Source organism: Sulfolobus sp. A20 (assembly GCF_001719125.1).
Taxonomy (GTDB): Archaea; Thermoproteota; Thermoprotei_A; order Sulfolobales; family Sulfolobaceae; genus Saccharolobus.
In genome coordinates this window covers 2,437,130-2,460,893 of record NZ_CP017006.1, presented here as the reverse complement: position 1 = coordinate 2,460,893, position 23,764 = coordinate 2,437,130, and the positions used below count along the sequence as shown (strand labels likewise).

At 35.8% G+C, this 23,764-nt stretch carries 24 protein-coding genes and 2 pseudogenes; 18 read left to right on the top strand and 8 right to left on the bottom strand.

Annotated elements, in window-relative coordinates:
• The first annotated feature begins 22 nt into the window (after positions 1-22).
• From BFU36_RS12595 to BFU36_RS12575, 5 genes are all read left to right on the top strand, one after another.
• A complete protein-coding gene (locus tag BFU36_RS12595) occupies positions 23-808 on the top strand; it encodes a PaaX family transcriptional regulator C-terminal domain-containing protein (protein WP_069284349.1) in 786 nt (261 codons plus the stop codon).
• 218 nt (positions 809-1,026) lie between these two features.
• Complete coding sequence (locus BFU36_RS12590) at positions 1,027-1,380, top strand: PaaI family thioesterase (RefSeq protein ID WP_069284811.1); 354 nt, start codon at positions 1,027-1,029, stop codon at positions 1,378-1,380.
• 28 nt (positions 1,381-1,408) lie between these two features.
• Positions 1,409-1,624, top strand: a complete 216-nt coding sequence (locus BFU36_RS14120; RefSeq protein ID WP_069284348.1) for a hypothetical protein — start codon at positions 1,409-1,411, stop codon at positions 1,622-1,624.
• A 551-nt stretch (positions 1,625-2,175) separates the two neighbouring features.
• Positions 2,176-2,892, top strand: coding sequence for a helix-turn-helix domain-containing protein (locus BFU36_RS12580; RefSeq protein ID WP_069284347.1), 717 nt, complete (start codon positions 2,176-2,178; stop codon positions 2,890-2,892).
• A gap of 64 nt (positions 2,893-2,956) precedes the next feature.
• Positions 2,957-3,958 (top strand): NAD(P)-dependent alcohol dehydrogenase, encoded by a 1,002-nt coding sequence (locus BFU36_RS12575; RefSeq protein WP_069284346.1) that lies wholly within the window; start codon positions 2,957-2,959, stop codon positions 3,956-3,958.
• 19 nt (positions 3,959-3,977) lie between these two features.
• On the opposite strand, the gene BFU36_RS12570 is transcribed toward BFU36_RS12575, so the two are convergent.
• From BFU36_RS12570 to BFU36_RS14505, 4 genes and pseudogenes are all read right to left on the bottom strand, one after another.
• Positions 3,978-4,688 carry an aspartate/glutamate racemase family protein gene (locus BFU36_RS12570; RefSeq protein ID WP_069284345.1) on the bottom strand — a complete coding sequence of 237 codons (711 nt, stop codon included), beginning with the start codon at positions 4,686-4,688 and terminating at the stop codon, positions 3,978-3,980.
• 4 nt (positions 4,689-4,692) lie between these two features.
• Positions 4,693-6,009 carry an MFS transporter gene (locus BFU36_RS12565; RefSeq protein ID WP_069284344.1) on the bottom strand — a complete coding sequence of 439 codons (1,317 nt, stop codon included), beginning with the start codon at positions 6,007-6,009 and terminating at the stop codon, positions 4,693-4,695.
• A 103-nt stretch (positions 6,010-6,112) separates the two neighbouring features.
• Positions 6,113-6,967 (bottom strand): cyclase family protein, encoded by an 855-nt coding sequence (locus BFU36_RS12560; protein ID WP_069284343.1) that lies wholly within the window; start codon positions 6,965-6,967, stop codon positions 6,113-6,115.
• 66 nt (positions 6,968-7,033) lie between these two features.
• Positions 7,034-7,339, bottom strand: a pseudogene (locus BFU36_RS14505) (AMP-binding enzyme); the annotation flags it as partial.
• Positions 7,340-7,543: 204 nt separating this feature from the next.
• On the opposite strand from BFU36_RS14505, the gene BFU36_RS14345 reads away from it, so the two are divergent.
• Positions 7,544-7,762, top strand: coding sequence for a zinc ribbon domain-containing protein (locus BFU36_RS14345; RefSeq protein WP_306416235.1), 219 nt, complete (start codon positions 7,544-7,546; stop codon positions 7,760-7,762).
• A gap of 356 nt (positions 7,763-8,118) precedes the next feature.
• Here the strand turns inward: BFU36_RS14345 and BFU36_RS12555 are convergent, their stop codons facing one another.
• Both BFU36_RS12555 and BFU36_RS14340 read right to left on the bottom strand, forming a co-directional pair.
• A complete protein-coding gene (locus BFU36_RS12555; RefSeq protein ID WP_069284342.1) occupies positions 8,119-8,751 on the bottom strand; it encodes a helix-turn-helix domain-containing protein in 633 nt (210 codons plus the stop codon).
• 54 nt (positions 8,752-8,805) lie between these two features.
• A pseudogene (locus BFU36_RS14340) lies at positions 8,806-8,991 on the bottom strand (hypothetical protein); the annotation flags it as partial.
• A gap of 537 nt (positions 8,992-9,528) precedes the next feature.
• Between BFU36_RS14340 and BFU36_RS12550 the strand changes: the two are divergent.
• The 10 genes from BFU36_RS12550 to BFU36_RS12505 all read left to right on the top strand — a co-directional run bounded on the left by BFU36_RS12550 (position 9,529) and on the right by BFU36_RS12505 (position 19,417).
• Positions 9,529-10,371, top strand: coding sequence for an XdhC family protein (locus tag BFU36_RS12550; RefSeq protein WP_231961155.1), 843 nt, complete (start codon positions 9,529-9,531; stop codon positions 10,369-10,371).
• A gap of 63 nt (positions 10,372-10,434) precedes the next feature.
• On the top strand, positions 10,435-11,313 hold the full coding sequence (locus tag BFU36_RS12545; RefSeq protein ID WP_069284340.1) for a xanthine dehydrogenase family protein subunit M: 879 nt from the start codon (positions 10,435-10,437) through the stop codon (positions 11,311-11,313).
• A gap of 2 nt (positions 11,314-11,315) precedes the next feature.
• A complete protein-coding gene (locus BFU36_RS12540; protein ID WP_069284809.1) occupies positions 11,316-11,798 on the top strand; it encodes a (2Fe-2S)-binding protein in 483 nt (160 codons plus the stop codon).
• Positions 11,799-14,159 (top strand): aerobic carbon-monoxide dehydrogenase large subunit, encoded by a 2,361-nt coding sequence (locus tag BFU36_RS12535; protein ID WP_069284339.1) that lies wholly within the window; start codon positions 11,799-11,801, stop codon positions 14,157-14,159.
• Positions 14,160-14,188: 29 nt separating this feature from the next.
• On the top strand, positions 14,189-15,067 hold the full coding sequence (locus tag BFU36_RS12530; protein WP_069284338.1) for a MoxR family ATPase: 879 nt from the start codon (positions 14,189-14,191) through the stop codon (positions 15,065-15,067).
• The gene (locus tag BFU36_RS12525; RefSeq protein ID WP_069284337.1) at positions 15,033-16,037 is read left to right on the top strand and encodes a VWA domain-containing protein; all 1,005 of its coding nucleotides are present in this window, start codon (positions 15,033-15,035) and stop codon (positions 16,035-16,037) included. The genes BFU36_RS12530 and BFU36_RS12525 overlap by 35 nt, the downstream gene beginning before the upstream one ends.
• Positions 16,038-16,238: 201 nt before the next feature.
• Positions 16,239-17,147 (top strand): oxaloacetate decarboxylase, encoded by a 909-nt coding sequence (locus tag BFU36_RS12520; RefSeq protein WP_069284336.1) that lies wholly within the window; start codon positions 16,239-16,241, stop codon positions 17,145-17,147.
• Positions 17,144-17,587 (top strand): heme-binding protein, encoded by a 444-nt coding sequence (locus BFU36_RS12515; RefSeq protein WP_231961153.1) that lies wholly within the window; start codon positions 17,144-17,146, stop codon positions 17,585-17,587. The genes BFU36_RS12520 and BFU36_RS12515 overlap by 4 nt, the downstream gene beginning before the upstream one ends.
• Positions 17,580-18,878, top strand: a complete 1,299-nt coding sequence (locus BFU36_RS12510; protein ID WP_069284805.1) for a 3-isopropylmalate dehydratase large subunit — start codon at positions 17,580-17,582, stop codon at positions 18,876-18,878. Before BFU36_RS12515 ends, BFU36_RS12510 begins: the two co-directional genes overlap by 8 nt.
• Before the next feature lie 5 nt (positions 18,879-18,883).
• Positions 18,884-19,417 carry a 3-isopropylmalate dehydratase small subunit gene (locus BFU36_RS12505; RefSeq protein ID WP_069284803.1) on the top strand — a complete coding sequence of 178 codons (534 nt, stop codon included), beginning with the start codon at positions 18,884-18,886 and terminating at the stop codon, positions 19,415-19,417.
• Between the two features lie 36 nt (positions 19,418-19,453).
• Here the strand turns inward: BFU36_RS12505 and BFU36_RS12500 are convergent, their stop codons facing one another.
• Complete coding sequence (locus tag BFU36_RS12500; protein WP_069284335.1) at positions 19,454-20,566, bottom strand: mandelate racemase/muconate lactonizing enzyme family protein; 1,113 nt, start codon at positions 20,564-20,566, stop codon at positions 19,454-19,456.
• A gap of 88 nt (positions 20,567-20,654) precedes the next feature.
• Positions 20,655-22,019, bottom strand: a complete 1,365-nt coding sequence (locus BFU36_RS12495; RefSeq protein WP_069284334.1) for an FAD-binding oxidoreductase — start codon at positions 22,017-22,019, stop codon at positions 20,655-20,657.
• A 340-nt stretch (positions 22,020-22,359) separates the two neighbouring features.
• On the opposite strand from BFU36_RS12495, the gene BFU36_RS12490 reads away from it, so the two are divergent.
• Positions 22,360-22,824 carry a DsrE/DsrF/DrsH-like family protein gene (locus tag BFU36_RS12490; RefSeq protein WP_069284333.1) on the top strand — a complete coding sequence of 155 codons (465 nt, stop codon included), beginning with the start codon at positions 22,360-22,362 and terminating at the stop codon, positions 22,822-22,824.
• A gap of 127 nt (positions 22,825-22,951) precedes the next feature.
• Positions 22,952-23,464, top strand: a complete 513-nt coding sequence (locus BFU36_RS12485) for an OsmC family protein (RefSeq protein ID WP_069284332.1) — start codon at positions 22,952-22,954, stop codon at positions 23,462-23,464.
• Positions 23,465-23,764 lie beyond the last annotated feature (300 nt).

Genomic DNA, 23,764 nt, shown 5'->3' with positions numbered 1-23,764 from the left:
TAAAGTAAATAATGATACCTATATGAAACTAAAAACATTAATTTTTACAATCTTAGGGGATTATAATTTGAGCGGGAGAAATAGCTCCATAAGAGCTAGAAGTCTAGTCAAATTAGTGGAGCCCTTTGGTTTTACGAGTAGTGCTGTAAGAACTACGTTACATAGACTAAAGCGTGAAGGACTCATTACGAGTTCAAATAGGGGGAGTTATGAGTTTTCGCAAGAAACTATCTTAAAGTTTGAAACAGCCATAAAGAGGGTTAAAGAATGGAGGTTTGGTCATTGGGACGGTAAGTGGAGGATAGTGATTTACAATTTTAAGGAAGACAATAAGGCTTTGAGGAATAAGATCAGAAGAGAACTACAGTGGTTAGGTTTCGGATCTTTAGCCTCTTCAACGTGGATTTCTCCCAATCCTTTAGAGGGTGTGGTAAATGAAATGATAGAGAAATATTGGAAGGATGGGGGGAAAGTGTACTTATTTATAGCCTCATTTCCTCAAGATCCTCAAATGATAATCAAAAAGTGTTGGAATCTAACTGAAATAGAGTTGAGGTATAAGAATTTCATAGGTAAATGGATAAAATTAGCTGATAATGCTGATAAACTATCCCCTGCAGAGGCTTTCGTAAATAAGATAACCATTTTGCATGAATATAGGAAGTTCTTACATATTGATCCTGGACTCCCTCAAGAACTCTTACCCCCTAACTGGATAGGTTATGAGGCATATAAGCTGTTCAAAAAAATATATGATGATTTATCCCCCTCAGCTAACAAGTATTTTGAAAGCGTTTATGAAGAATAATTACTGCATTGTAACTTTAATAATATGTAGAATCTTAAACAGTGATTGGTAGACTAACTTCTTTCCCACCAGTGAGCCTCTCCTCACTTTGTAACCTAAAAAGTTATACAAGTCTCATTAAGAATTTTATATCAATATAAAATAAATAGATATCTAAGGTGAGAAAAGTGGAGAATGTAACTGAAGAGCAGTTGACAGCTTATATACAATCGCATCCCATGTCACAACTCTTAGGGATTAAAGTGATTGAAATAGCCAAGGATCACGTGATAGTTAAATTTCCCTTTAAAGAGTTAATAAGTATTCCCGGAGGTATCGTCCACGGAGGAATATCCATGTATGTTTTAGATACTGTTTGCTGGTCCGTAGCTAGGTTAGTTTCGGATAGTCAAGTTCTCACATTAGAACTGAAAATAGCTTTTCTTTCACCATTAAAGGGAAATGAGTTTAAGGTGATAGGTAAGATACTTAAAAAGGGCAAAAGGGCTATTTTTGTAGAAGGAGAGATCTATAACGATAAGGGAGAATTATGTGTGAAGGCCTTAGGGACTTTCATGAAGGTTAACGCTTAATTTAAAGCGTGTTAGATACTAAATTTTATTGGCAAAGGAAGGGCAAGCTTTTCTCCCGGGGTTAAAGTTTTTAAGTGAAGGAAGATCATTGAGGGAAGCCATAAAGCGTAGTGAAAACGTGTCCCTCCTCCTCAATACATATTTACAAGTCTCGAGGAGGGTGGGGTTCCTCTACCCAAGGGATAGGGGTAAAATGGCTGAAGACCTAGCTATCGCTGGACGAGTGGGTATTAATGCCCACTAGCTATGAAGGCGGTAAACTTGTGAACCGCCCTAAGGGAACCCTTAAGGCGGGAAGGAGGTCAGATATTAAATACATACGTTTTTCCGTAGCATTTCCTATCCTATCCTAAAGGGTTATGTTGAGGTCTAAAGGACTACCCTTTGTAGGAGTTGCTTCATATTAGCAACGCTTTTAAATGAAGTTGTTTTAACCCTAGCTTGTTACTAATATGATTATTCATAAATTAATGAGTGATCTTTGCTACACAAAATTTATACTTTTCATCTTATTCTTAAAGGTTACTACCATTTTATAAACATTCGTAAACAATTAAAGAATAACTGTAATTTAATAATCTTCATCTTTTCGAAGCTTTGCTACTAAGATGACGTAATATTAAATCTTTATCATTACTTAACCTATACCATATTACTTTTTTTCATCAATACAAATATTGCCGATTAGTTATATAAGAACCAGGTTGTGCTTCCTCTTCATGATTTTCTCTAAATAAGTTATGGTTATTCGAACGCTAAAAGTATTTTATCAACTGAAACAAAGAATTAAATGTAATGGGAAAAGATATTGCAATTACCTTTCATGAGATGATGGTAGATTATATACATGAGAGTGATTGGACTTCAAAGATAAGTGTAGATAGAGAAAGGCTAGTTGTGTCTCCCTTTTCCTCCTATATTTCATCGGAAGGCGAGATAGAGATATCAACAGTTAAGGTTTATTCCAAAGAGGAACTAAAACTTTTAGAAAAAACTTTAAAGTCACATTGGAAGATCAAGAGAATATTATTCTTATATCCAATAAATGATGGATATCCTAAAGTATTAAGGTTAGGAGTCATTGGTGACCTAAGGGATTCAGTTAGAGGGACTGCTTACACTCTTGGGGCAATAGCGGATTCCTCTTTATACTATGAGACAAGGGAGAAGTGGTCTATTTTATTCATGGATAAATACAGCGTTGACGCAATGAGAAGATTTCTTGAAATCCACGGAAAGGTCTTGAATTTTAAGGTGAAGGAGTTTCAATTACCCATAGATGTTCTTTCTAAGTATGAATTTAAGAATAGATCCCTATTTACTGATAGAGAGGTTGAAGTTCTTAGGTTAGCTTATGAAAGAGGTTTGTTTGAGTATCCAAAGAAGAATAAGATTGAGGATGTAGCTAAGGAATTAGGAGTTACTAAGGCTTCATTAAATGAAGTGTTAAGAAAGACGCTAAAGAAGATAATCAAGAACATAGTTAGTAGTTTGGACGACTATTTCTACTAATAATGTAAAACAGCATACTAGTCTGGGTCATAATTTATTAATTACCTATCTAAACCTATTACCCATGAAGTCTAGGGCTATGATTCTTAAGGAGTTTGGCAAACCCTTAGAGATGGGAGAAATAGAAGTTCCTGAGGCAAAGAAGCAGTCAGTTGTAATAAGGGTGAATGGTGCAGGAGTTTGTAGAACTGATTTAAGACTTTGGAAGGGGACAGAACCCAGACCAGGATTCAAATTACCTTTTGTCTTAGGTCACGAGAACGCTGGAACTGTTGTAGAAGTTGGAGAAGATGTTAAGGGGCTCAAGAGGGGAGATAAAGTAATAGTTTATGCGGTTTGGGGAGACTTAACTTGTAAATACTGCAGGCAAGGCAAATATATGTTATGCAGAAATCAAGCTATCCCGGGACAGTCATATTATTATGGTGGTTTCTCTGAGTACCTTTACATCCCTAACTTTATGTTTCTATATAAGATAAATGTGGATCCAATACTTGCTGCACCCTTAGCTGACGCAGGTCTAACTTCTTACTCAGCAGTCAAAAAGGCTTTAAAATACGCTAAAGCTGACTCAAGTATAATACTTTATGGCTTTGGAGGATTAGGAATTTACGCTTTGCAAATAATTAAAGCTTTAGCTCCTTATCTTAAAGTCTACGTTGTTACTAGATCTAAAGAAAAATTAAATCTAATAGAGGAGTTAGGAGGGATAGGCATGAGACCAGAGGAGTTGAACGTTAAGGATGTTAGTGTAGCAATTGACTTCGTTGGAAATGAGGAATCGACTATGAGAATAGCTAAAACTCTCGAAAGTAATGGAGTTATAATTGAAGTAGGTATGGAAGGGGATAAATTATCAATACCAACATTTGAATCAGTAGTTTGGGAATATAAACTAGTGGGAAGTAATTATGGCACCTTCAACGAACTAGGTGAGTTGATGAGTTTAGTAGAACGTAATTTGATAAAACCATTCGTGATAAAAAGAAGTTTAGAGGAGTTAAACGAAGCTTTGAGAGATCTTGAGAGCGGAAAAGTTTTGGGAAGACAAGTGGTAATACCCTAACAGTTTTTGAGGAAAAAAGTCACTTTAAGAATAAAGTTCCCAATTTTACTTGTACATCAACTTGAAGTCTTCTAACAATATCCCATAGTGTAGCACTATTACTACTTATAACCGGCTTATTTAACTCTTTTTCAAGTTTATCTATTATCTCAAAGGTTCTCCAGTTAGTACAAGAGATGAAGAGAGCATCATACTTATTTGTACTCTTAGCCACATTTAATATGAAGCTATAACTATAATCTGGCTCAAGTTTGCCAATCTGAGTATTATCAACTATACCCATTCCTTTTATGTTCACAACTTCAAAGCCATTAGCTTCTAAGAATTGTTTCTCTTTCTCATTCAGCTCTTCTATGTAAGGAGTAACCACCAGGACTTTACTTGCATCTAACGCTCTTAAAGCTTTAGTTACTGACCCAGACGTAGCTACAGCCTTTATTCCAGTTTTTTCCTCTATCCTTCTCTTTATAAGTTCATGATGATTAGGTCCCTTAAATAAACTGCCCGTGGTACAAGCGTAAGCTATTATGTCAACTTTAGCAGTCTTTAGTTCTATTGATGCTCTCTCAGTTTCCTTTTCCATTTCCTCCAATGATTTTAATGTGACATCTGGCAGAATAATCCTTGAAGTATGAACTGTAAAATCTGGTTCTTTGAATACTCTGTTAAATTCTCTCTCTACTGTAGTGTTGGAGGATGGAACTATTACACCTATTTTAGTCCATTTCATTTTCTCACCTAGTAGTAGCTATTTCTTCCTCCCCCTCATAACTCCTTCCTTTAGTTTCCCCTATTACTAAAGTAGCTATTAACGCTATTATTCCCGTTCCTATCATGTAATATACTGGCATATTAATATCATGTGTAACTCCTATTAAATAAGTTAATAATAAGGGAGAGCTTCCTCCTAAAAGCCCTACACCTATCTGATAAGCCATTGAAATTGCGGTATATCTAACTTGTGGAGGGAATAGTTCAACTAGTACAGCCGGTGTAATAGCTCCAGCTAAATAGTATACAAACAAACCTGAAACTGTTATTGCCGTAATCACTAATTCTGGATTCCCACTCCTTAACATAGAGAAGTAGAAATAGGCGAATATTATCCCAAATACCGCATCGATTAACATTTGATATTTTCTTCCTATTTTATCAGATAGTAGACCAAATAGAGGAGATGCAAAAATTCCTATTATTGATACTATTAAAATTGCAAAGTCTACAACAGTTAAGGACACTGCCGGGTAATGGAATTCCTTAGCTAGAGACGTAGCATAAGATATTGAAAGGGTATAGTTTACGTAATACCATACACCATTAAATATCCCAACTAGGAACAATGCAGCTATTATATACTTCCAATAACCTTTTGCTGCCTTAAATAATGGATTTCTCTCTATTTTACCCTTATCTTGTAATTTTTTAAACACTGGTGAGTCCTCTATTCTAAGCCTAATGATTACAGCTAAAATAGCTATTACGAAACCTATTGCAAAAAGTATCCTCCAGCCTATTGTATCAAAACCATTAGCACCTAATATACTTGTTAGCAGAATCGATAGAGCTGAAATGAGTAATGTTGCTATTGACACTGTTGCTTGTAATATGCCAGAATAGTATCCTCTCCTATTAAGGCTTACGTATTCTGAAGTTAGAGAAAACGATCCACCCCATTCGCCTCCTAACCCTATCCCATCTATCAATCTCATCACAGCAAGAAGTATTGGAGCAATAATTCCAATCTGATAATAGGTTGGAAGTATAGCTACAATAAGTGAACTTAAGCCAGCAAATAATAGGGTAAATATTAGTGAATAAATTCTACCGTACTTATCCCCTAGATAGCCGAAGATTATGCCTCCTAGTGGTCTACCTAAAAATCCTATAAAGAAGACTAAGTATGTTAGCAGTAATGATAATAATGGAACTGATGAAGGAAAGAACTCCCTAGCAATTATAGTTGATAACAGTCCATATAAAAAGAAGTCATACCACTCGAATCCTATTCCTAACGTTGTACTTATTATTGCCTTTGTTTTCATTGAGACCATGATATCCACACAAGATACTACGGGATATAAAGATTAAAAATCTTACATCAGTTACTATTAAAAAATATTTATGATTAACAAGATTTAATTTAAAAAATTTTAATCATATGATAGCTATAGGATTCACCGGGGATGCAGTTGCACCTCTAAGCCTTAGCGGAATAACTATTAATAAGAAATCCTTTCTCTTCTCCTCTTGTAAACTATCAACTAAATCATCTAAATACATGTTATCTATAAGCAAAATTCCGTTCTGAGCTATGAGGAATCTATGAACGGGGAAGAAATCCTTAGTACCTCTCGTTATATATTCGCTCCTAGGAGAATCATTCCCAACTAGTCTAAAGCCCATTTCCGCTAACCATTTAGCACCTTCTAGGCCTATACCCGGTTCTTCATCAGTGTAATCTTTCCAACCCGTATATATTATCGCTGCGTCCCCCTTTTCAACCTTTATATTTCCTAGAGCGTTCTTTAGGTCATTTACCGTCACTTCTTCCACTCTATCCTTAGGAGTATAAAATAGTATTCCCCTAGTTATGATGGGAGGTATAGATGTTATATCCAAAGTATTGAAACCTTCTATATCTTCTTCAACCTCCTCAATTTTTATCTTTCCAAATAGCTCTCCCCTTTCTGAAACGTGATTTAAACCATCTAAATGAGTACCAGAATGGTCACATAGGCTTAACCTCATAGTGGCAAACCCCGTTCCCTCTGGTATATCCTTATCCTTATACTTCCTTTTTGCATCTCTATAAGTAGTCAATCTTGACATGTGAACTGGACCATGAGTTTTAATGAACCAGCCATTATATAAAACCTTAGATAGCTGAATTACAAACCCCTTCTGGATTAGATTTTTCAATTCATCCATTCTCTTTATCTTAAAAAATGTACCGTTACTGCCTTTCTCTATATTCAGATTATAAAGAAGTTGTTCCAAAGCGTTTTCCATAGAAAGATATTAGCTAAAGAAAATAATAAAACTTCAATGGAAAAATAATAAAATAGTTGAGGACTTTTAACTCTGCAAGTTAACCCTTCTTTTCAATTCAACTCTCTTAATTTTACCGGACTCTGTCTTCAGTAACAAATTCAACTTCCCTAGGATATGCATACATAACTACTTTTAACTAATTCGACAATCTCTTGCTTAATTTTCTCACTGGGCTCGTAACCAGTCTTTAACACTATAAACGCTTTTATGATCTCAACCTCTCACAGGGTCTTCTTTTCCAATAACAGCTGATTCGAGAACAGCCAGATGTTGGTTAATTATAAACTCTATTTCCTCCGGTCCGACTCTATATTCGCTACATGTATATACTCATCTATATTAAAATTAAGCAGAGTAGGTCTAGAAAACTCCATAGATTGAAAGTTTGCTCTATCTACTCCTACTTAAGGTCTTTATCAAGAAATCGCTTCAGCTCTTAAACCATATTCATCCCTCCAACCCATATCACCAGTTAGCAAAAATCCTCCTCAAATTTTATTAGCTGTAGCCTCTGGATTCTTATAATGCTATAGTATCTGGCAATTTTACTGCTATCAAGGTAATAAGTTCAATCTGAATATTTGGTCTTATCGTAAACTCATCGAGGCTATAGTTGACAAGCTCTATGAATACGGCATAAAGGTGTTTCTAGTTGTTGAATACAATACTTCACGTTTCTGTGCTTTCCATGACGTTGAAGTGAGTGGGAAGCCTAGGGGAGTTATCAATTGCCCTTTAGGTCATACGCAGTGACGTTAACGGTATATAATGAAGAAGGCAATAAAGAAAGTTGTAGGCACGTTGAAAAAACCTATTTCCTTCCTCGTAACGTCAAATGGAGTAGCAAAGGGGAGTAATGCTTTAGACCTCAGCAGAACCCTTGTCCTTTAGGGCTGGGAGGAGGTCAGCATCTCTATATATAATAGTAGTGCTTTCTCTATGCTTAGAAATAGCCTCTCCCGTATTGAAATACTCTGGAATTTCCTAATTAAATTTCGAATATAATATATAGTAGTCATCAGTGCCATACTTTCTTAGATCTATTTTTAGATTACTCATAATTTAAGTAACGAATAATATGATTATATATTCTTCACATTTAAAAATCCTTAAAATATGTCAAACTGATCATCGAGGAAAGCCTTTAGGATTGATTTCTCCGCTCTTCTTATGTGATATATGAGGGTGTTAGGTTTAATACCTAAGGCTTCAGATAGCTCGTAAATGCTTATTTTTCTGGGAGTATCAAAATATCCTAACTTATACGCATCTCTTAATATCTGTATATTTCTCTGACTTAATCCTAATTCCTCAAACCTCATGGAGTATAGCTTTCTGATCTCTCCTCTCTTATCTAACTCCTCTTTAAGGGTACCCAAATTACCTTCTTGTATTATAAATTTCCATCTCTCTAATCCATCATTTATCTTGTGTTCGATTACGATTGCGTCATGTTTTTTCAAAAGTTTAGAGACGGCATTATCTTTACCATAAAGGAATTCTAATAAATAACCTAAGTCACTTATCTTCTCTATCTTGCTAATTTTTAATTTACTAAATTTTCTCATACTACTTATGAAGCTTTTAGAATCCTTTCCTATAATTAGTATCGTAGAAGAGAACCATCTGTCATTAAGAAAGTTCTGATCTATCAACTTTATTTTGACATCATATTTTTGGGTAATTTCCGTCCAGCAATTATCATGTGAGATCTCTGTTGAAATTAAAACATTTCTTTTCATGCATTAACTTATATATGAATATAAATAAAAAATTTCTCATATAGGAATGATGGTTTAACTTCTTCCCCCTAGGGAGGTTTCCTTCATCGATTCGTGCTTACATCTCCCATGCGTCGAGAGGCTCAGAGAACCATAAAGGTTCATTATTGCAATAACTTCCCTAACGTTCTCATAGCCACAATTAACACAATGAAAGTATCTATAACCAACCCCTTTCATATCCTTACTACACTTTGGGCAACGAGTAGAGGAAAACTAGGGATAACATAAGCAACTCTAAGACCATACTTTTTAGCCTCCATTTAATCCAATATTGAACACGTCGGCATTGTACGAGATAAAGCCTATCTATTGGTAAACTCTTCACACTCTTGTTATTCAAATCCTCTAAAAAGATATGAGTGATCAGCCCGTTCACGTAATTTTAAATTGGCAGAGATAAGGATGTACGATAAGGCATCAGTTTACGTCTCTTGGTCTAATACAAAGGTTTGACAAGAGATTAGTAGATCTAAAAAGTTTAAAACTATTAAGCATGGACTTTACATGGAACTCAGCAAGATGACTGAAAACATTCTTCCACAATTTACTCGAAATTCATAAGCATAAGTGAGAATAAAATTTTAAGGAGGTAAAGAAATTGTTATCCATACTCCGAATGAGCAAAAATTAATTATAAAAGGTAAATAATGATGTGATGGTCAAGACTTAAATATTTGGCTTCAAAAAATAAACTATAGGAAGATCATGTTAAGCCAACAATATAAAGGTTATTTCATGGGTTCTCTTGACTTCATAAAGAGAGTTGAAGAGTTAATGGAAAAAGGAGAGGAATTTGCAGTAGTAGAAGTGGTAAATGCTGAAGGTCCAAGTTCATTAAAAGCTGGGAATAAACTTATCGTTAAATCTGATGGTTCATATGAGGGTTGGATTGGTGGTTTTTGCATTAAAGAAGAGATAATAAAGAATTCATTAGAAGTAATTAATATGAGGGTTCCAAAATTTTTACATTTAAAGACTTGTCATGGTGGTACAGTTTATTTATATATCGAGCCTATGGTAGGTAAAAGAGAGATAATAATAGCCGGGGATAATCCTATAACTCACTATCTAGAGAAGTTAGGGGCTGATATGGGATTTAGTCTAATTAAAGTTAGTGATCCAGGTGAAATTAATCAAGTTAAGGTTAGTAAAAACTCGTTTGCGTTAATTGCCACTATGGGCGAGAGAGATCATGAATTCGCTGAAGCATTACTCAACTCTAACGTGAAGTATATAGGAGTCGTAGCTAGTAGAAAGAGAGGAGAAGAGATTTTATCTTACCTAAGGAGTAAGGGATATGGAGAGGATTTGATATCAAGGATTAAGATTCCCGCTGGTATAGATATAAACGCCGTATTTCCCGATGAGATAGCTGTAAGCATCCTAGCTGAGATTATAAAGGTCGGAAAAGAGGCTAAGGCGAAAAATGAGTATGAAATATTTGAAGATCCAGTTTGTGGTATGTCTGTATCTAAGTCGTCTCCTTACTTTTCAACTTTTAACGGTAAGGTTTACTATTTCTGTAGTAAGCATTGTAAAGACAGTTTCGAGTCTAATCCTAAAAATTATATTAAATAATAAAAAATGCAAAGTTTTCCTTGATAGCAAAGCTTTTTTAACTTGCAAAAATAAGATAATTTGATGTATCCTGCAGAATTTGACTATTTCTCGCCTAACGACCTTAAGGAGGCACTAGAACTATTATCTAAATACGGAGATGACGCAAAGATACTGGCAGGAGGTCAAAGTTTAATAATAGCGATGAAGTTAAGAATCATTTCTCCTAAGTACGTCATAGATATAAATAACATACCAAATCTATCTTATGTTAGCGAGTCAGAAGGTTATTTGAGGATCGGAGCATTAACTAGATATTCAGACTTAGAGTATTCCGACTTAATAAGAAATAAATACCCATTACTTCATGAAGCTGTCAAGCATATTGCCGATCCTACGGTAAGAAACTGGGGAACTGTAGGAGGTAATGTATGTTATAATCATCCTGGAAATAACTTACCTTCTGTGATGCTAGCTTACAATGCTGAACTCGTGGCTACAAGTTTGTCTGGAAGTAGAGTTATTAAGGCTAAAGACTTCTTTTTAGGACCATTTCAAACCGCATTGAGAACAGATGAGATCTTGACCGAAATAAGGATTCCAATTCAACAACCAAGGAATGGTGGAAGTTATATAAAATTAGAGAGAAGAGTAGGCGACTTCGCAATAGTTGCATCAGCTGTAAATATATCCGTAGATTATGATGGAACTGTGAAAGAGGTAGGAATCGGGATTGGTGGAGCGAGTAATAATGCAGTTAAGGCTTATAAAGCTGAAGAGATGTTAAGAGGAAGTAGGATAAACGATAACTTGATTAAAGAAGTAGGCAAAGTAGTGAGTGATACAATTCAACCAGTTGAAGAACCGTTTGGTCCTCCAGCTGAATACAGAAAGGCTATGGCTGGAGTGCTAACAGTTAGGGCGATAAAACAATCATTAAGAAAGGCTTTAGGAGGTGTGTGAAATTGGTTAAAGCTGTCCACGTTAAAATAACGATAAATGGCAAACCTTATGAGGCTGATATAGAGCCTAGATTACTATTAGTCCACTTCATAAGGGATATAGCTGGTTTAACTGGGACTCACATAGGATGTGATACTACAAATTGTGGAGCATGTACAGTTATCTTGAATGGTAAGGCTGTTAAATCTTGCACGATATTTGCAGTTCAAGCAAATGGCAAAGAAGTATTAACCATAGAGGGTTTGGCTAAAGACGGAAAGCTTCATCCCATACAAGAAGGATTTTGGGTTAAGCATGGTTTACAATGCGGTTACTGTACGCCGGGAATGATAATGGCAGCTTATCAATTACTCATGAGGAATCCTAATCCAACAGAAGAGGAAATTAGATGGGGAATATCGGGAAATCTTTGCAGATGTACTGGATATCAGAATATAGTTGAGGCAATTAAGTATGCAGCAGAAAAGATGAGAGGTGGGGCTTAGATGGCAGAGGAAACTTTACCTCCTGTTGGAGTTCATGGAATGGGTCATAAAATAAGGCGTAAGGAAGACATGAGATTCTTAATGGGTAAGGGAACTTATGTAGATGATATAAAATTACCGGGAATGGTTTACTTAGCTTTTGTTAGAAGTCCTTATGCTCACGCGAAAATAAAAAGAATAGATATAGAAAAGGCTAAGTCGATGCCAGGAGTTATCGACATAATAACTGGAGAAGAACTAGAAAAAGCGGGATTATCGTGGATACCAACCCTTATGGGAGATAAAATGATGGTATTACCTACTGATAAGGTAGTGTTTCAAGGACAGGAAGTTGTAGCGGTTATAGCAGAAGATAAGTATAAGGCTTTAGATGCAGCTAATCAAATTGAAATCGAATATGAACCTTTAGAACCAGTTATTGATCCTAAGAAAGCTTTAGAAACAAATTCGCCCATTGTAAGACCCGATAAGAAGTCCAATTTAGTCTTTAAATGGGAAGCTGGAGACAAAGAACTTACAGATAAATTGTTTAAAGAGGCTGATGTTGTAGTAAGTCAAGATTTCTACTATCAAAGATTACACGTAGCTTATATGGAGCCAGTTGGATCAGTGGCACATTATGATCCAGTTTCTGGTAAGTTGACATTATGGATGACAACTCAAGCTCCTCACGTCGTTAGAACAGTGTTCTCACTAGTTACTAAAATACCAGAAAATAAGATAAGGATAATCTCACCAGACATAGGAGGCGGGTTTGGAGGGAAAGTTTACGTATACCCCGGTTACGTAGTTTCAGCTTATGCATCAATAAAACTAGGAAGACCAGTTAAGTGGATAAATACTAGATCTGAGGATATGAGAAGCACAGCTTTTGCGAGAGACTTTCACATACATGGAGAATTAGCAGCTAAAAAGGATGGGACAATACTAGCGTTGAGGATTAAGGTGATAAGTGATCACGGAGCCTTTTATGGTGACGCAAATCCATCTAAGTTCCCTGCAGGTCTATTCAGTATTTGCACTGGAGCTTATGACATGAAGTCTGCCTACGTCGAGGTAACTGGAGCTTACACTAATAAGCCTGCTGGAGGTATCGCATATAGATGTTCATTTAGGGTAACTGAAGCATCATATACTATTGAGAGGCTAGTTGATATACTAGCTCATGAATTGAGAATGGATCCTGCTGAGTTAAGGTTAAAGAACTTCATCCCACCAGAGAAATTCCCATATAAGTCTGCATTAGGTTGGACGTATGATAGCGGCAATTACGCTGCTGCATTGAAGAAAGCTATGGAAAAAATAGGTTATTATGAGCTGAGGAAGGAACAAGAGGAGAAGAGGAAGAAAGGGGAATTAATGGGGATTGGGATAAGCACTTTTGTCGAAATAGTAGGAGCAGGACCAGCTGACTTGTTTGATATTGTGGGAATAAAGATGTTTGAGAGCGCTGAAATAAGGATTCATCCCACTGGTAAGGTAATAGCCAGATTTGGAACTAGAGCACAAGGTCAAGGACATGAAACAACTTATGCCCAAATAGTATCTGAAATTTTAGGAATTCCAGTTGAGGATATAATTGTCGAAGAGGGAGATACGGATACTTGCCCATATGGCTTAGGTACTTATGCAAGTCGTAGTACTCCAACTGCTGGGGCAGCAGCTGCAGTATCAGCTAGGAAAATATTAGACAAGGCTAAGAAGATAGCTGCACACCTATTAGAAGCGAGAGAAGAGGACATTGTATTTGAGAAAGGTAAGTTTTATGTAAAGGGCTATCCAGAAAAATCTAAGACTATTCAAGAAGTTGCGTTAGCTGCATATACTAATCCTCCACCTAATCTAGAAGCTGGACTAGAGGCTGTTACATATTATAATCCCCCAAATATGACTTTCCCATTCGGAGCTTATATCTGCGTTGTTGATATTGACAAAGGAACCGGGCAAGTCAAGGTTAGGAGGTTTGTAGCAGTTGATGACTGTGGAAACATTATAAATCCAGTAATTGTTGATGGTCAAATTATGGGAGCTTTGACTATGGGATTTGGTACAGCATTCATGGAGGAAATACGTTACGACGAGAATGGAAATATTTATGGGGGAAGTTTCGCTGAATACTTAATACCCACAGCTGTGGAAACACCGAAGTGGGAACTAGATAAAACCATAACACCATCTCCTCATCATCCATTAGGAGCTAAGGGGGTAGGAGAATCTGCTACAGTCGGGTCTCCAGCAGCATTTGTAAACGCGGTAGTTGATGCCTTATCTCATTTAGATGTTAAGCACATTGATATGCCTATATGGCCTTGGAAAGTATGGAAAATACTTAAGGATAAGGGGATAGCCTCAGATGAATAAATTTTAACCCTTTTTTTAAGTGAAATAAAATGATCAATAGTGTTGATGAACTAATTAAACTATTATCGGACCATAATTACGTAATAGAGAGGGAAGCAGCTGTAGCTGTATTTCTAGCATTAAAATTAGAAAAACCTTTATTGATTGAAGGACCACCAGGATGTGGAAAGACTGAACTAGCCAAAGTTATAGCAAAGGCATTAAATTTACAGTTAGTTAGACTTCAATGTTATGAGGGATTAGACTATTCTCAAGCAGTCTATGAGTGGGATTATCCTAGACAATTGCTGGAAATAAAGATGCTACAGCAATTAAATAACGAGAATGAGATAAGGAAGAGAATATACAGTGAAGAGTTCTTGCTCGAAAGACCACTATTAAGGGCATTAAGGTCAGATAAAAGGGTAGTATTACTCATAGATGAAATAGATAGAGCTGAGCCGGAATTTGAAGGATTTTTATTGGAGTTTTTAGGGGAATTCCAAGTTACAATTCCTGAATTAGGTACAATAAAGGCTAACAGCGTACCTTACGTATTTATAACGTCCAACAAAACTAGAGATCTATCAGATGCCATAAGAAGAAGGTGTATATACTTAAATCTATCATATCCTAAAGAAGAAAGAGAACTAGAGATAATAAAGAGAAAAGTTCCTAATGTAAGAGAGGATGTAGTTAAGTCAGCTATAAGAATAGTGAATGAACTTAGGAATGATGATGAAATAATTCATAAACCTGGAGTGTCCGAAACTATTGACTTTGTTAATGCAATACTAACTCTTAATGTAAAAAATATAGACTATGATACCATAAAACAACTCATAACTACTCTACTTAAGGATGAGGAAGATATAAGACATTTCGTGAGTAAAAATGAGAGAGGAAGAATTGATAGTCAAGATAGCTAACGTATTAAGGGAAATGGGAAGGAATGTAGGTATTGATGAAACTCTTGACGCAATTAATGCAATAAGAGTTATAAAGGATAGGGATCCCTTTACTCTAAAGGCAATACTTAAAGCTACTCTCTTAAAGAATTTTCAACTCATCAATAATGAGGAAAAGCGTAGTCAAAGCCAAAAAGTATTCGGAAACGTTGTGACCCAACAGTACCTCAGTGAAAGCAAAACGCTGTTCATCTACAGCCCTTCAGAGGCTAAAGCAAAGTTAGAGAATTTTAAAGTAGATATCAACGATATAACGAAGTGGAGGAATATTGCAAATAATATTAGAGAGATTACGTTAAGTTATCAAGGGCATAGATTTAAGGTAAAGGAAATTGGGACATTAGATATTAAAAGGACACTAAGAAGAGAAGCGAAGTACGAAGGTGATTATCCAATTATAATAAAATCTAAAAGAAAAATTTTAAAATCTAATATAATTTTGTTATGCGATGTCTCTGGTTCAATGATAGATTTCTTTAAGGAAAGTTTACTACTATCTTTCTTCTTAAAGAGGATGGAGAAAAAAACTGAAATATTCTATTTTAGTACAGACGTAAAAAGAGTAACTAACTTCTTTCAAGTAACCAGCTTGAATCTAATAAATCTAAGAAGTATTTCGTCGACAATTTCTTATGGGAGTGGTACGAGAATAGGAGAAGCCTTGCAAGAGTTAAAGAGGCGTTACGGTTATTATTTAAATAGAAGAAGCAGTGTAGTTATTTTCAGTGATGCATGGGATTTAGGTAATCTAGAACTATTAAAAAGAGAATTAAAGGATATCAAAAAAAGGTGCTTTTTATCTATGTGGATTAATCCTTTAATGGATAGCCCATCATATTCTCCAGCTACTGAGACAGTTAAAATTGTAAATGAAAACGTAGACTTAATGATCTCCCCTAGTAGTCTAATAGATCATAATTTTTCCATTTGAGTCTTGCTTCCTTCCTACTGGAGGGACCTCCCTTATTTTGTAACCTCCATTATTTTGTAAAGTCAGAATAAATATTATAATCTCTTAGCCGATCTCATCCAGCCAAAAGAGTTTGCCCTTCAAGACAATCAATTTAATGCATTCGCGTCATTAATTTTATTACTTAAAAAACTTATTAATCTGGTGTTTATATGATACTATATGGGAGGGGTCCTTCTAAGAGATAAAATTAATGGACCAGATAACCTAAGGAAATTATTGGAATCTAAAGATATATTGGTTTGCCCAGGGGCATATGATGCATTAAGTGCTAGACTAATAGAAGCGATGGGATTTGAGTGTGTCTACATGACAGGATTTGGAACAGCAGCTAGCATGTTAGGCTACCCTGACGTCGGATTAATCACTATGAGTGAGATGGTAGATAACGTTAAAAGGATTGCCAGAGTAATTAGCGTTCCGCTAATAGCTGATGCTGACACCGGTTACGGTAATCCAATAAACATCATTAGAACTATTCGAGAGTATGAGGATGCCGGGGCGTCTGGTTTACATATCGAGGATCAAACTTTTCCAAAGAAATGTGGACATTTAACTGGTAAAGAACTAATACCCCTTGAAGAAATGGTAGAAAAGATTAGAGCAGGTAGAGATGCTAAAAGGAATCCTAACTTCCTCCTAATAGCGAGAACTGATGCTATTGCCGTGGAGGGAATTGACTCAGCTCTAGAGAGGGCTAAGGAATATTATAAGGCAGGAGCAGATATGTTGTTCGTTGAAGCCCCAGAAAATGTTGAACAGATAGAGAGGATTGCAAAGGAACTTAGGGGTATTCCTTTATTATACAATTGGGCAGGAAAAGGTACAAGGTCTCCTTTAATAGATCTAAAGACTCTAAGGGAATTAGGTTATAAACTCGTTATAGTACCAGTAGTAACGCTATTCACAGCATTTAAGGCAATGAAGGAAGTTCTTGAGAGAATGAAAGTAGACGGTCTACCATTAAACGTACTAGATAAAATGGTAAATTTCAACGAATTTGTAGAATTTATAGGCGTTCCAGAAGTACAAAAATTAGAGCAGAAATATGTTACTAGGGTGAGAAAGTGAAGACAACTTTCACTAAAGAGAGCATTTCCGATGATATGGCTATGGTTATGATAAAAGCTGCTACAGAAAAAGCTAAGGAAATAGGAAAGTCATTCGTTATAGCAATAGTTGATGAGAGCGGTGTTCTTAAGTCCTTTTTGAGAATGGATGGTGCACCTCTTTTAAGCGTTCAAGTTGCTATTGATAAAGCTTATACTGCAGTTGGTTTTGGAATGCCTACCCACCAATGGTATGACTTCATAAAGAATGATCCACCTTTAGCATTAGGTGCTCCATCTGGTATTAATAGACTAATAATATTTGGAGGAGGATATCCAATAGTGTTAAACGGTAAAATTGTAGGAGGAATTGGTGTCAGCGGGGGGCATTACACTGAAGACATGAAGGTAGCTGAAGCTGCTTTAGAAGCATTGAAGAAAGAGGTTGAGAGAAGTGGGTAAGACTATAGCGGAGAAAATATTACAAGCCCATTTAGTTGAAAAGCGTAATGAAATAAAGCCTGGCGAAATAATTCTGGCTAAGCCAGATGTGATATTACTCAATGACGTTTCTGGTCCATTGGCTATAAAGCAAGTTAAGAGTATTGGGGCGAAAAGGGTTAAGGATGTAAACAGTTTGGTTCTAGTTTTAGATCACTTTGAACCTCCTCCTTCTCTGGAGGCAGCTCAAAACAATAAAGTAATGAGGGATTTCGCTAAAGAGCAAGGAGCTAACAAGTTCTTCGAGATAGGATCTGGAATAGAACATACGTTATTACCAGAAATGGGATTGGTTAAGCCAGGTTATTTAATCATTGGAGGGGATTCCCACACTACAACATATGGAGCATTTAATGCTTATGGTTCAGGGTTTGGTGCAACTGATATAGCAGTAGCCATGGCATTAGGTTACTTATGGTTTAGGGTACCTGAAAGCCAATTATTCATATTTAAAGGAAGAAGACCACCATTTATCACTGGAAAGGACTTAATATTACATGCTATAAGTGATATAGGAGTAGATGGAGCAAACTTTCAATCTATGGAGTTTTCTGGACCTGCTCTACTTAATTTTAATATAGATGAGTATATGCATGTAGCAAACATGGCTATAGAGGCTGGAGCTGAAGCAGGAATATTTGAGCCTAATGAGGTTGTAATAAATTGGAGTAAGACTTATTTAGGTGAAGTAAGCAGTCTAGTGAAAGCGGATAACGATGCTAAGTATGTAGCGGTTCATGAGTATGATATCACTAGTTTAGAACCTTTGATAGCTAAGCCTCATTCCCCGGGTAATGTTGTGAATGTCAAAGACGTCGAGGGAATACCAGTTAATCAAATATATATAGGAAATTGTGCAAACGGAACAATAACGGATTTGAGACAAGCTGCGGCTATTCTTAGAGGCAAGAAGATCGCTAAGGACGTTAGGTTAATTATAATGGCAGCTACTCGTAACGTGTATAAACAAGCCATAAAAGAGGGTCTTATCGATACATTTATTGACGCAGGTGCCCAAGTATCTCATTCTACTTGTGGAGCGTGTTTCGGAGGTCATATGGGCTTATTAGCAGATGGCGAAGTAGCAATTACTACCACAAATAGAAATTTCAGAGGTAGAATGGGCTCAGCTAAGGCAGAAGTATATTTAGCAAATGCTATGGTAGCTGCAGCTTCTGCAATAACGGGATACATCACGGATCCTAGAAAAGTTGCAGACTGGGATGAAGTTAAAAAGTTTGTATATGGGTGAAAGAAATGATATTTAAGGGTAAGGCTCACGTAGTAGGAAATGATGTTGATACTGACGTAATAATTCCGGGTAGGTTTTTGACTATCACAGATCCTAAGGAAGTCGCAAAACACATTTTTGAGGGAGTAGATCCTGATTTCGTAAAACGTGTTAAACCGGGGGATATAATGGTTGCTGGTAAAAATTTCGGCAGTGGCTCATCGAGAGAACAAGCAGCAATAGGTCTTAAAGCTTTAGGGATAAGTGCGGTAATAGCTAAGAGTTTTGCGAGAATATTCTTTAGAAACGCGATAAATGTAGGACTTCCAATATTCATCTCCCCAGAAGCTGTAGAACATTTAAATAGTTTGATGAAGGGAAGGGAAGTAATAGGATCTTTTGTTAAGTCAACTGACATTGAAGTGGAAATTAACGTAGATACTGGCGAAATTAAAATTATGGATAAGACTTTTAATAGTACTCCTATGCCTCCTTTTATTTTAGACGTCATGAGAAGTGGAGGTATTTTAGAGTGGGCAAAGAGTAAGCTAAATGAATAATTTTTTTACGAAAAGCATTTTTATACGAGGGAAAAATTAGCTAACTTTTCTTCTATCTACTTCGTATTTAGAGATTTTTTCCCAATCAAATTCTATTCCATGACCAGGCTTATTAGGAGGAATAGCGTATCCCTCTTCGAACTTCAGTGTAGAAGCTAATACACCACTATCATTTAGATTACTTCCGGGTAGATGCTCTAGAAATAATGAATTCTTTATTGCTGAAAGTACTTGAACTGAGATTTCTTCACCGAAGTGCGGAGCCATAGGTAATCCTAAGGCTTCTGCAATCCTAGCATATTTCATCCACTCAGTTATACCTCCAGACCTATGAACGTCTAGTTGAACTATATCAACGCATTTGTCTAATATTAATCTAGCTTGCTCATATCCATTATATAAGCTTTCACCAGCAGCTATTGGTATATCTAACTTTTCCCTCAATTGCTTATACTGATCTAGAAGATCAGCTTCGATAGGTTCTTCTAACCAATAAACTCCCAATTCTTCCAGTACCTTCCCTCTTCTCACAGTTTCTTGATAGGACCATCCTCTATTAACATCTACCATTAGAGGCATATCCCCTATAACTTCCTTTACCGCCTTTATTCTCTCTACATCTTCCTCAAACTTTGGCTTACCCACCTTTATCTTGAACGCTTTAAATCCTTGAGCCTTAAACCTTTTTATATCATCAACTAATTCCTCTAAGGAGAAGTTCAAATCTATTGCACTTCTATAAGCTTTCACTTTAGGAGACTTTGGTCCTCCCAGTAATTCATACAATGGCATATCATGAGCTTTAGCTAGTGCATCCCATAATGCGATGTCTATTGCTGAATAAGCTATTCTACTGATACCCTCTAAGCCATAAGAGTAAGAAAGAGACCAGACTTTTTTATTTAATGTCTCGGGATCAATTGAGGGAGAGCTTAAAATCTCCTTAGCCCAATAATCCGCTATTAGATGAAATACCGCACTACCTCCTCTCCCTTGAGTATAAGTCCATCCTAGTCCTTCAATTTCATTAGAAAACCTTATTTTGACTACTGTCCATTCATATGCAGTAAATCTCGCTATAGCGTTTTCTTGAATATGTCTCGAGGGAACCTTATATAATAGTACTTCCATCTCTTTGGGCTGTAACATATATGATGATTGTTATCTGTTAATTATAAGTTTTATTACTATAAAAATGAATAACATGAAACATATTAATAAATAACCAGCCTTCTCCTTAATCAATAAGCTTTCCCTTATTCATCACTCCATTTTCATCTAAGTAATTTCTGATGATATTAAATAATCTAATTTCGTCCTTCTTTTCCTCGCCTATCCATTTCTTCTTTAAAAATCCTACTCCGTGATGATGTGAAATAGTCCCACCGTATTTTAATACAACTTTGGCTGTAGTCTCCCATATCTTCTCAAGTAATTCTGGGTCTTGTTTAAATATAACTACTACGTATAGGCTAGAGCCATTCATGTAAAGGTGACTTAACCTGGAAAGAACATTATATACCCCTGATAACGACATTATAGATTTTCTCAACTCACGATACATTTTAGGTAATTCGCTCCAACTAATAGCTAGGTCTAATGTGTCATTCCAATATCCTTGTGTGACGAGATAAAGTAGCTGTTCCTCATATTTTTTAGCGAAGACTTCCCTCCACTTTTTAACCAGCTCTGGCTCACCTTCCTTACCGTTGTAGGATCTCGCTATCTTCTTAACTATACTTTCCTCAGCGTTTACTAGCTCTTGGTCATATTCTCTTAACCTTATAAGAGAGATAGAATATGGTAAACCCAACATGTAACTACCACTTTCGTTATCATGAATTACTGCTCTATAGGGAGGATGAACGTGTATTGTGTACTCTCTAGCAAACCTTATTGCGTCCTCAAAAGTGTCGAAATAAAAGGCTAAATCTTTATAGTAATTAGCTAATGGCTTTACTCTCAACTTAGCCTTAGTTATTATACCCAATCTACCTTCAGAGCCTATAAATAGATGCATTAATTCTGGACCCATTGAATTCCTTATTGATTTATTTGGACCAACTTCGATTTTCTCTCCATTAGGAAGTATAACCTCTAACCATAACACTAACTCCTCTATATTACTACTACTATGAGACCCAGAACCCTTATGTGCTATCGCACCGCCTATAGTTGCTAAGTAAAAAGATTGGGGATGATAATCTAACGTATACCCCTTATTGTTTAGCCAACTCTCTAAGTCCTTTATCTTTATTCCCGCCTCTACTGTGACCGTTAAATCTTCCTCATTGAACTCAATTACTTTATTAAGATCGCTTAAATCCAATACAACACAATCTTTATTATGGTAAGCACCTCCAACCACACTAGACCCTCCACTAAAAGGAACTAAACATACTTTATATTTGTTTGCAAGTTTGACAATTTCTGAAATTTGATCATTATTGCTCACCTTTAATACTGCAATAGGCTTTCCTATATCTTTGCCTAGATATTCCTCCAAAGCTAGTAAAGGTGTCCAATCTCTTCTATATCCTTCTACGTCTTTAAGGATACTGATGCCTCTGGACTCAACCCCTTTTAAGAATGTATCAAGCAAGGTTATTCACATTTTTTAATTCATTAATTGATACTTTATAAATTTATTAATACATGAAGATTCTTGAACAACAATTTTGTTATTTTGTTATAAATTGAATTTTATTGATGTGAATGAAATTGTGATTTATATATAGAAAGACTTAAGTACGCACACGTTTGAAATTGGACTATGACCACAATTTGTACCTATATTACAATTATATGTGCATATATTTTTTAAGGGAGAGAAATTTCACGCTAGTCGTATCTTGTAATAGCGTTAGATAATATATTCTGTTAAGATCATTATGTTGCACTTATCGTAAGTTTTAAATGTAATGAAAATCATAAAATAATTCATGAGCCAAGAAAGAAAATTAGGAATTGTTGTTCAGTCTGGCGCAGCAAATAGGATATGTTGTGTAGCAGTTTATGCAGCATCAGCATTATCCTCTGGCTGGACAGTGGTCTTGCATCTAGTTAATGAGGGATTAGTGGCGTTCAGAAAAGACACAGCTAAAAAAGTTTGGTCTAGCTTGAATCCAGAAGACTTTAGTATTTACCCTAAGATGTATGGTCCTAATGTTGAAATTTTTCTTAAAAACTTACAAGAAATGATAAAAACTGGTAAATTGCAAGACTGGTCGGATATGTTTGTTGAGCTTAAAAAGTTATATGGCGAGAAATTAAGAATATATGCTTGTCCATTAGCTGCAGCTACTTATGGTATAAAGAAAGAGGACTTATTGGATATCGTAGATGATATAAAAGGTGCAGAATCCTTCTTAGAGGAAGTTTACCCGGGAATAGTAATGGTATTTTAAACCTTCATAAGGCTAAAAAATTTTTTACAATGGAACTTTTTAAAGGAAATCAGTTAGGTTATTTTCTAGAAAATAATTTATTGCATAATTCTTGCAATTTTAAAATTCATGCAACTAACCATAATTCATGGACTCGCAAATTTCGGATGTGGTTAAAAGGGTTAGAGATGATATAAAAAAGTTGAAAGACGCTAAAGCTCATTTTAGGGTTAATACTACTTTAATTAATGGATTTCATGTGGAAGCATCTGTGAGGGGATTTAAATTAACTATAGATGAGCCTGAAAGTTTAGGAGGAAGTAATAAGGGACCTAATCCAGTAGAGTTACTTTTAATATCCTTAGGTTCTTGCCAATGCATAGTTTTTCAAGTCTACGCTTCTGAGTTAGGAATTAATATAAAGAGGTTAAGTGTAACAGTCGATGGAGAACTAGATCCTAAAGGGTTCCTAGGTATTTCACAAGTTCAAGCGGGATTTACGGATATAAAATACACAATTGATATTGAAACTGACGCTGATCCAGAGAGAGTGAAAAGATTAAAGGAATTAGTAGAGTTACATTGCCCAGTTCTTTCAACGTTAACTACACCCGCTAAGATTACGTCCTCACTAAGAGTCAATGGAGAGGTAGTATATTAATTTATAATGCGAAATAGACTTCCGAAATCCCTACCGTAAATTTAATATTAGTTCATCTCTCAGTTATATCTAACCTCATCTTAAATGGTGTGTCCTCTTTTTTATCAAGGTGATGTTTTAATCGTATAGTATCATCTTGAAGGTATAAAACGAATTATAGAATGTGTTAATATAGCTGGACTCCTCCCAGCCCTAAAGGGCGAGGCTTGTCTTTCATTTTGTAATACTGATTAATAAATAGGTTGGTTGAGATTTATTTTTTATAACCATACAACCTCACTATGATCATGAGTTAACAAA

What these genes read in the sequence shown, in the direction of transcription:
- BFU36_RS12595 (WP_069284349.1), top strand. Translation starts at nt 23, where the DNA reads ATGAAACTAAAAACATTAATTTTTACAATCTTAGGGGATTATAATTTG.
- BFU36_RS12590 (WP_069284811.1), top strand. Translation starts at nt 1,027, where the DNA reads ATGTCACAACTCTTAGGGATTAAAGTGATTGAAATAGCCAAGGATCAC.
- BFU36_RS12580 (WP_069284347.1), top strand. Translation starts at nt 2,176, where the DNA reads ATGGGAAAAGATATTGCAATTACCTTTCATGAGATGATGGTAGATTAT.
- BFU36_RS12575 (WP_069284346.1), top strand. Translation starts at nt 2,957, where the DNA reads ATGAAGTCTAGGGCTATGATTCTTAAGGAGTTTGGCAAACCCTTAGAG.
- BFU36_RS12570 (WP_069284345.1), bottom strand. Translation starts at nt 4,688, where the DNA reads ATGAAATGGACTAAAATAGGTGTAATAGTTCCATCCTCCAACACTACA.
- BFU36_RS12565 (WP_069284344.1), bottom strand. Translation starts at nt 6,009, where the DNA reads ATGGTCTCAATGAAAACAAAGGCAATAATAAGTACAACGTTAGGAATA.
- BFU36_RS12560 (WP_069284343.1), bottom strand. Translation starts at nt 6,967, where the DNA reads ATGGAAAACGCTTTGGAACAACTTCTTTATAATCTGAATATAGAGAAA.
- BFU36_RS12555 (WP_069284342.1), bottom strand. Translation starts at nt 8,751, where the DNA reads ATGAAAAGAAATGTTTTAATTTCAACAGAGATCTCACATGATAATTGC.
- BFU36_RS12550 (WP_231961155.1), top strand. Translation starts at nt 9,529, where the DNA reads ATGGGTTCTCTTGACTTCATAAAGAGAGTTGAAGAGTTAATGGAAAAA.
- BFU36_RS12545 (WP_069284340.1), top strand. Translation starts at nt 10,435, where the DNA reads ATGTATCCTGCAGAATTTGACTATTTCTCGCCTAACGACCTTAAGGAG.
- BFU36_RS12535 (WP_069284339.1), top strand. Translation starts at nt 11,799, where the DNA reads ATGGCAGAGGAAACTTTACCTCCTGTTGGAGTTCATGGAATGGGTCAT.
- BFU36_RS12530 (WP_069284338.1), top strand. Translation starts at nt 14,189, where the DNA reads ATGATCAATAGTGTTGATGAACTAATTAAACTATTATCGGACCATAAT.
- BFU36_RS12525 (WP_069284337.1), top strand. Translation starts at nt 15,033, where the DNA reads ATGAGAGAGGAAGAATTGATAGTCAAGATAGCTAACGTATTAAGGGAA.
- BFU36_RS12520 (WP_069284336.1), top strand. Translation starts at nt 16,239, where the DNA reads ATGGGAGGGGTCCTTCTAAGAGATAAAATTAATGGACCAGATAACCTA.
- BFU36_RS12505 (WP_069284803.1), top strand. Translation starts at nt 18,884, where the DNA reads ATGATATTTAAGGGTAAGGCTCACGTAGTAGGAAATGATGTTGATACT.
- BFU36_RS12500 (WP_069284335.1), bottom strand. Translation starts at nt 20,566, where the DNA reads ATGTTACAGCCCAAAGAGATGGAAGTACTATTATATAAGGTTCCCTCG.
- BFU36_RS12490 (WP_069284333.1), top strand. Translation starts at nt 22,360, where the DNA reads ATGAGCCAAGAAAGAAAATTAGGAATTGTTGTTCAGTCTGGCGCAGCA.
- BFU36_RS12485 (WP_069284332.1), top strand. Translation starts at nt 22,952, where the DNA reads ATGGACTCGCAAATTTCGGATGTGGTTAAAAGGGTTAGAGATGATATA.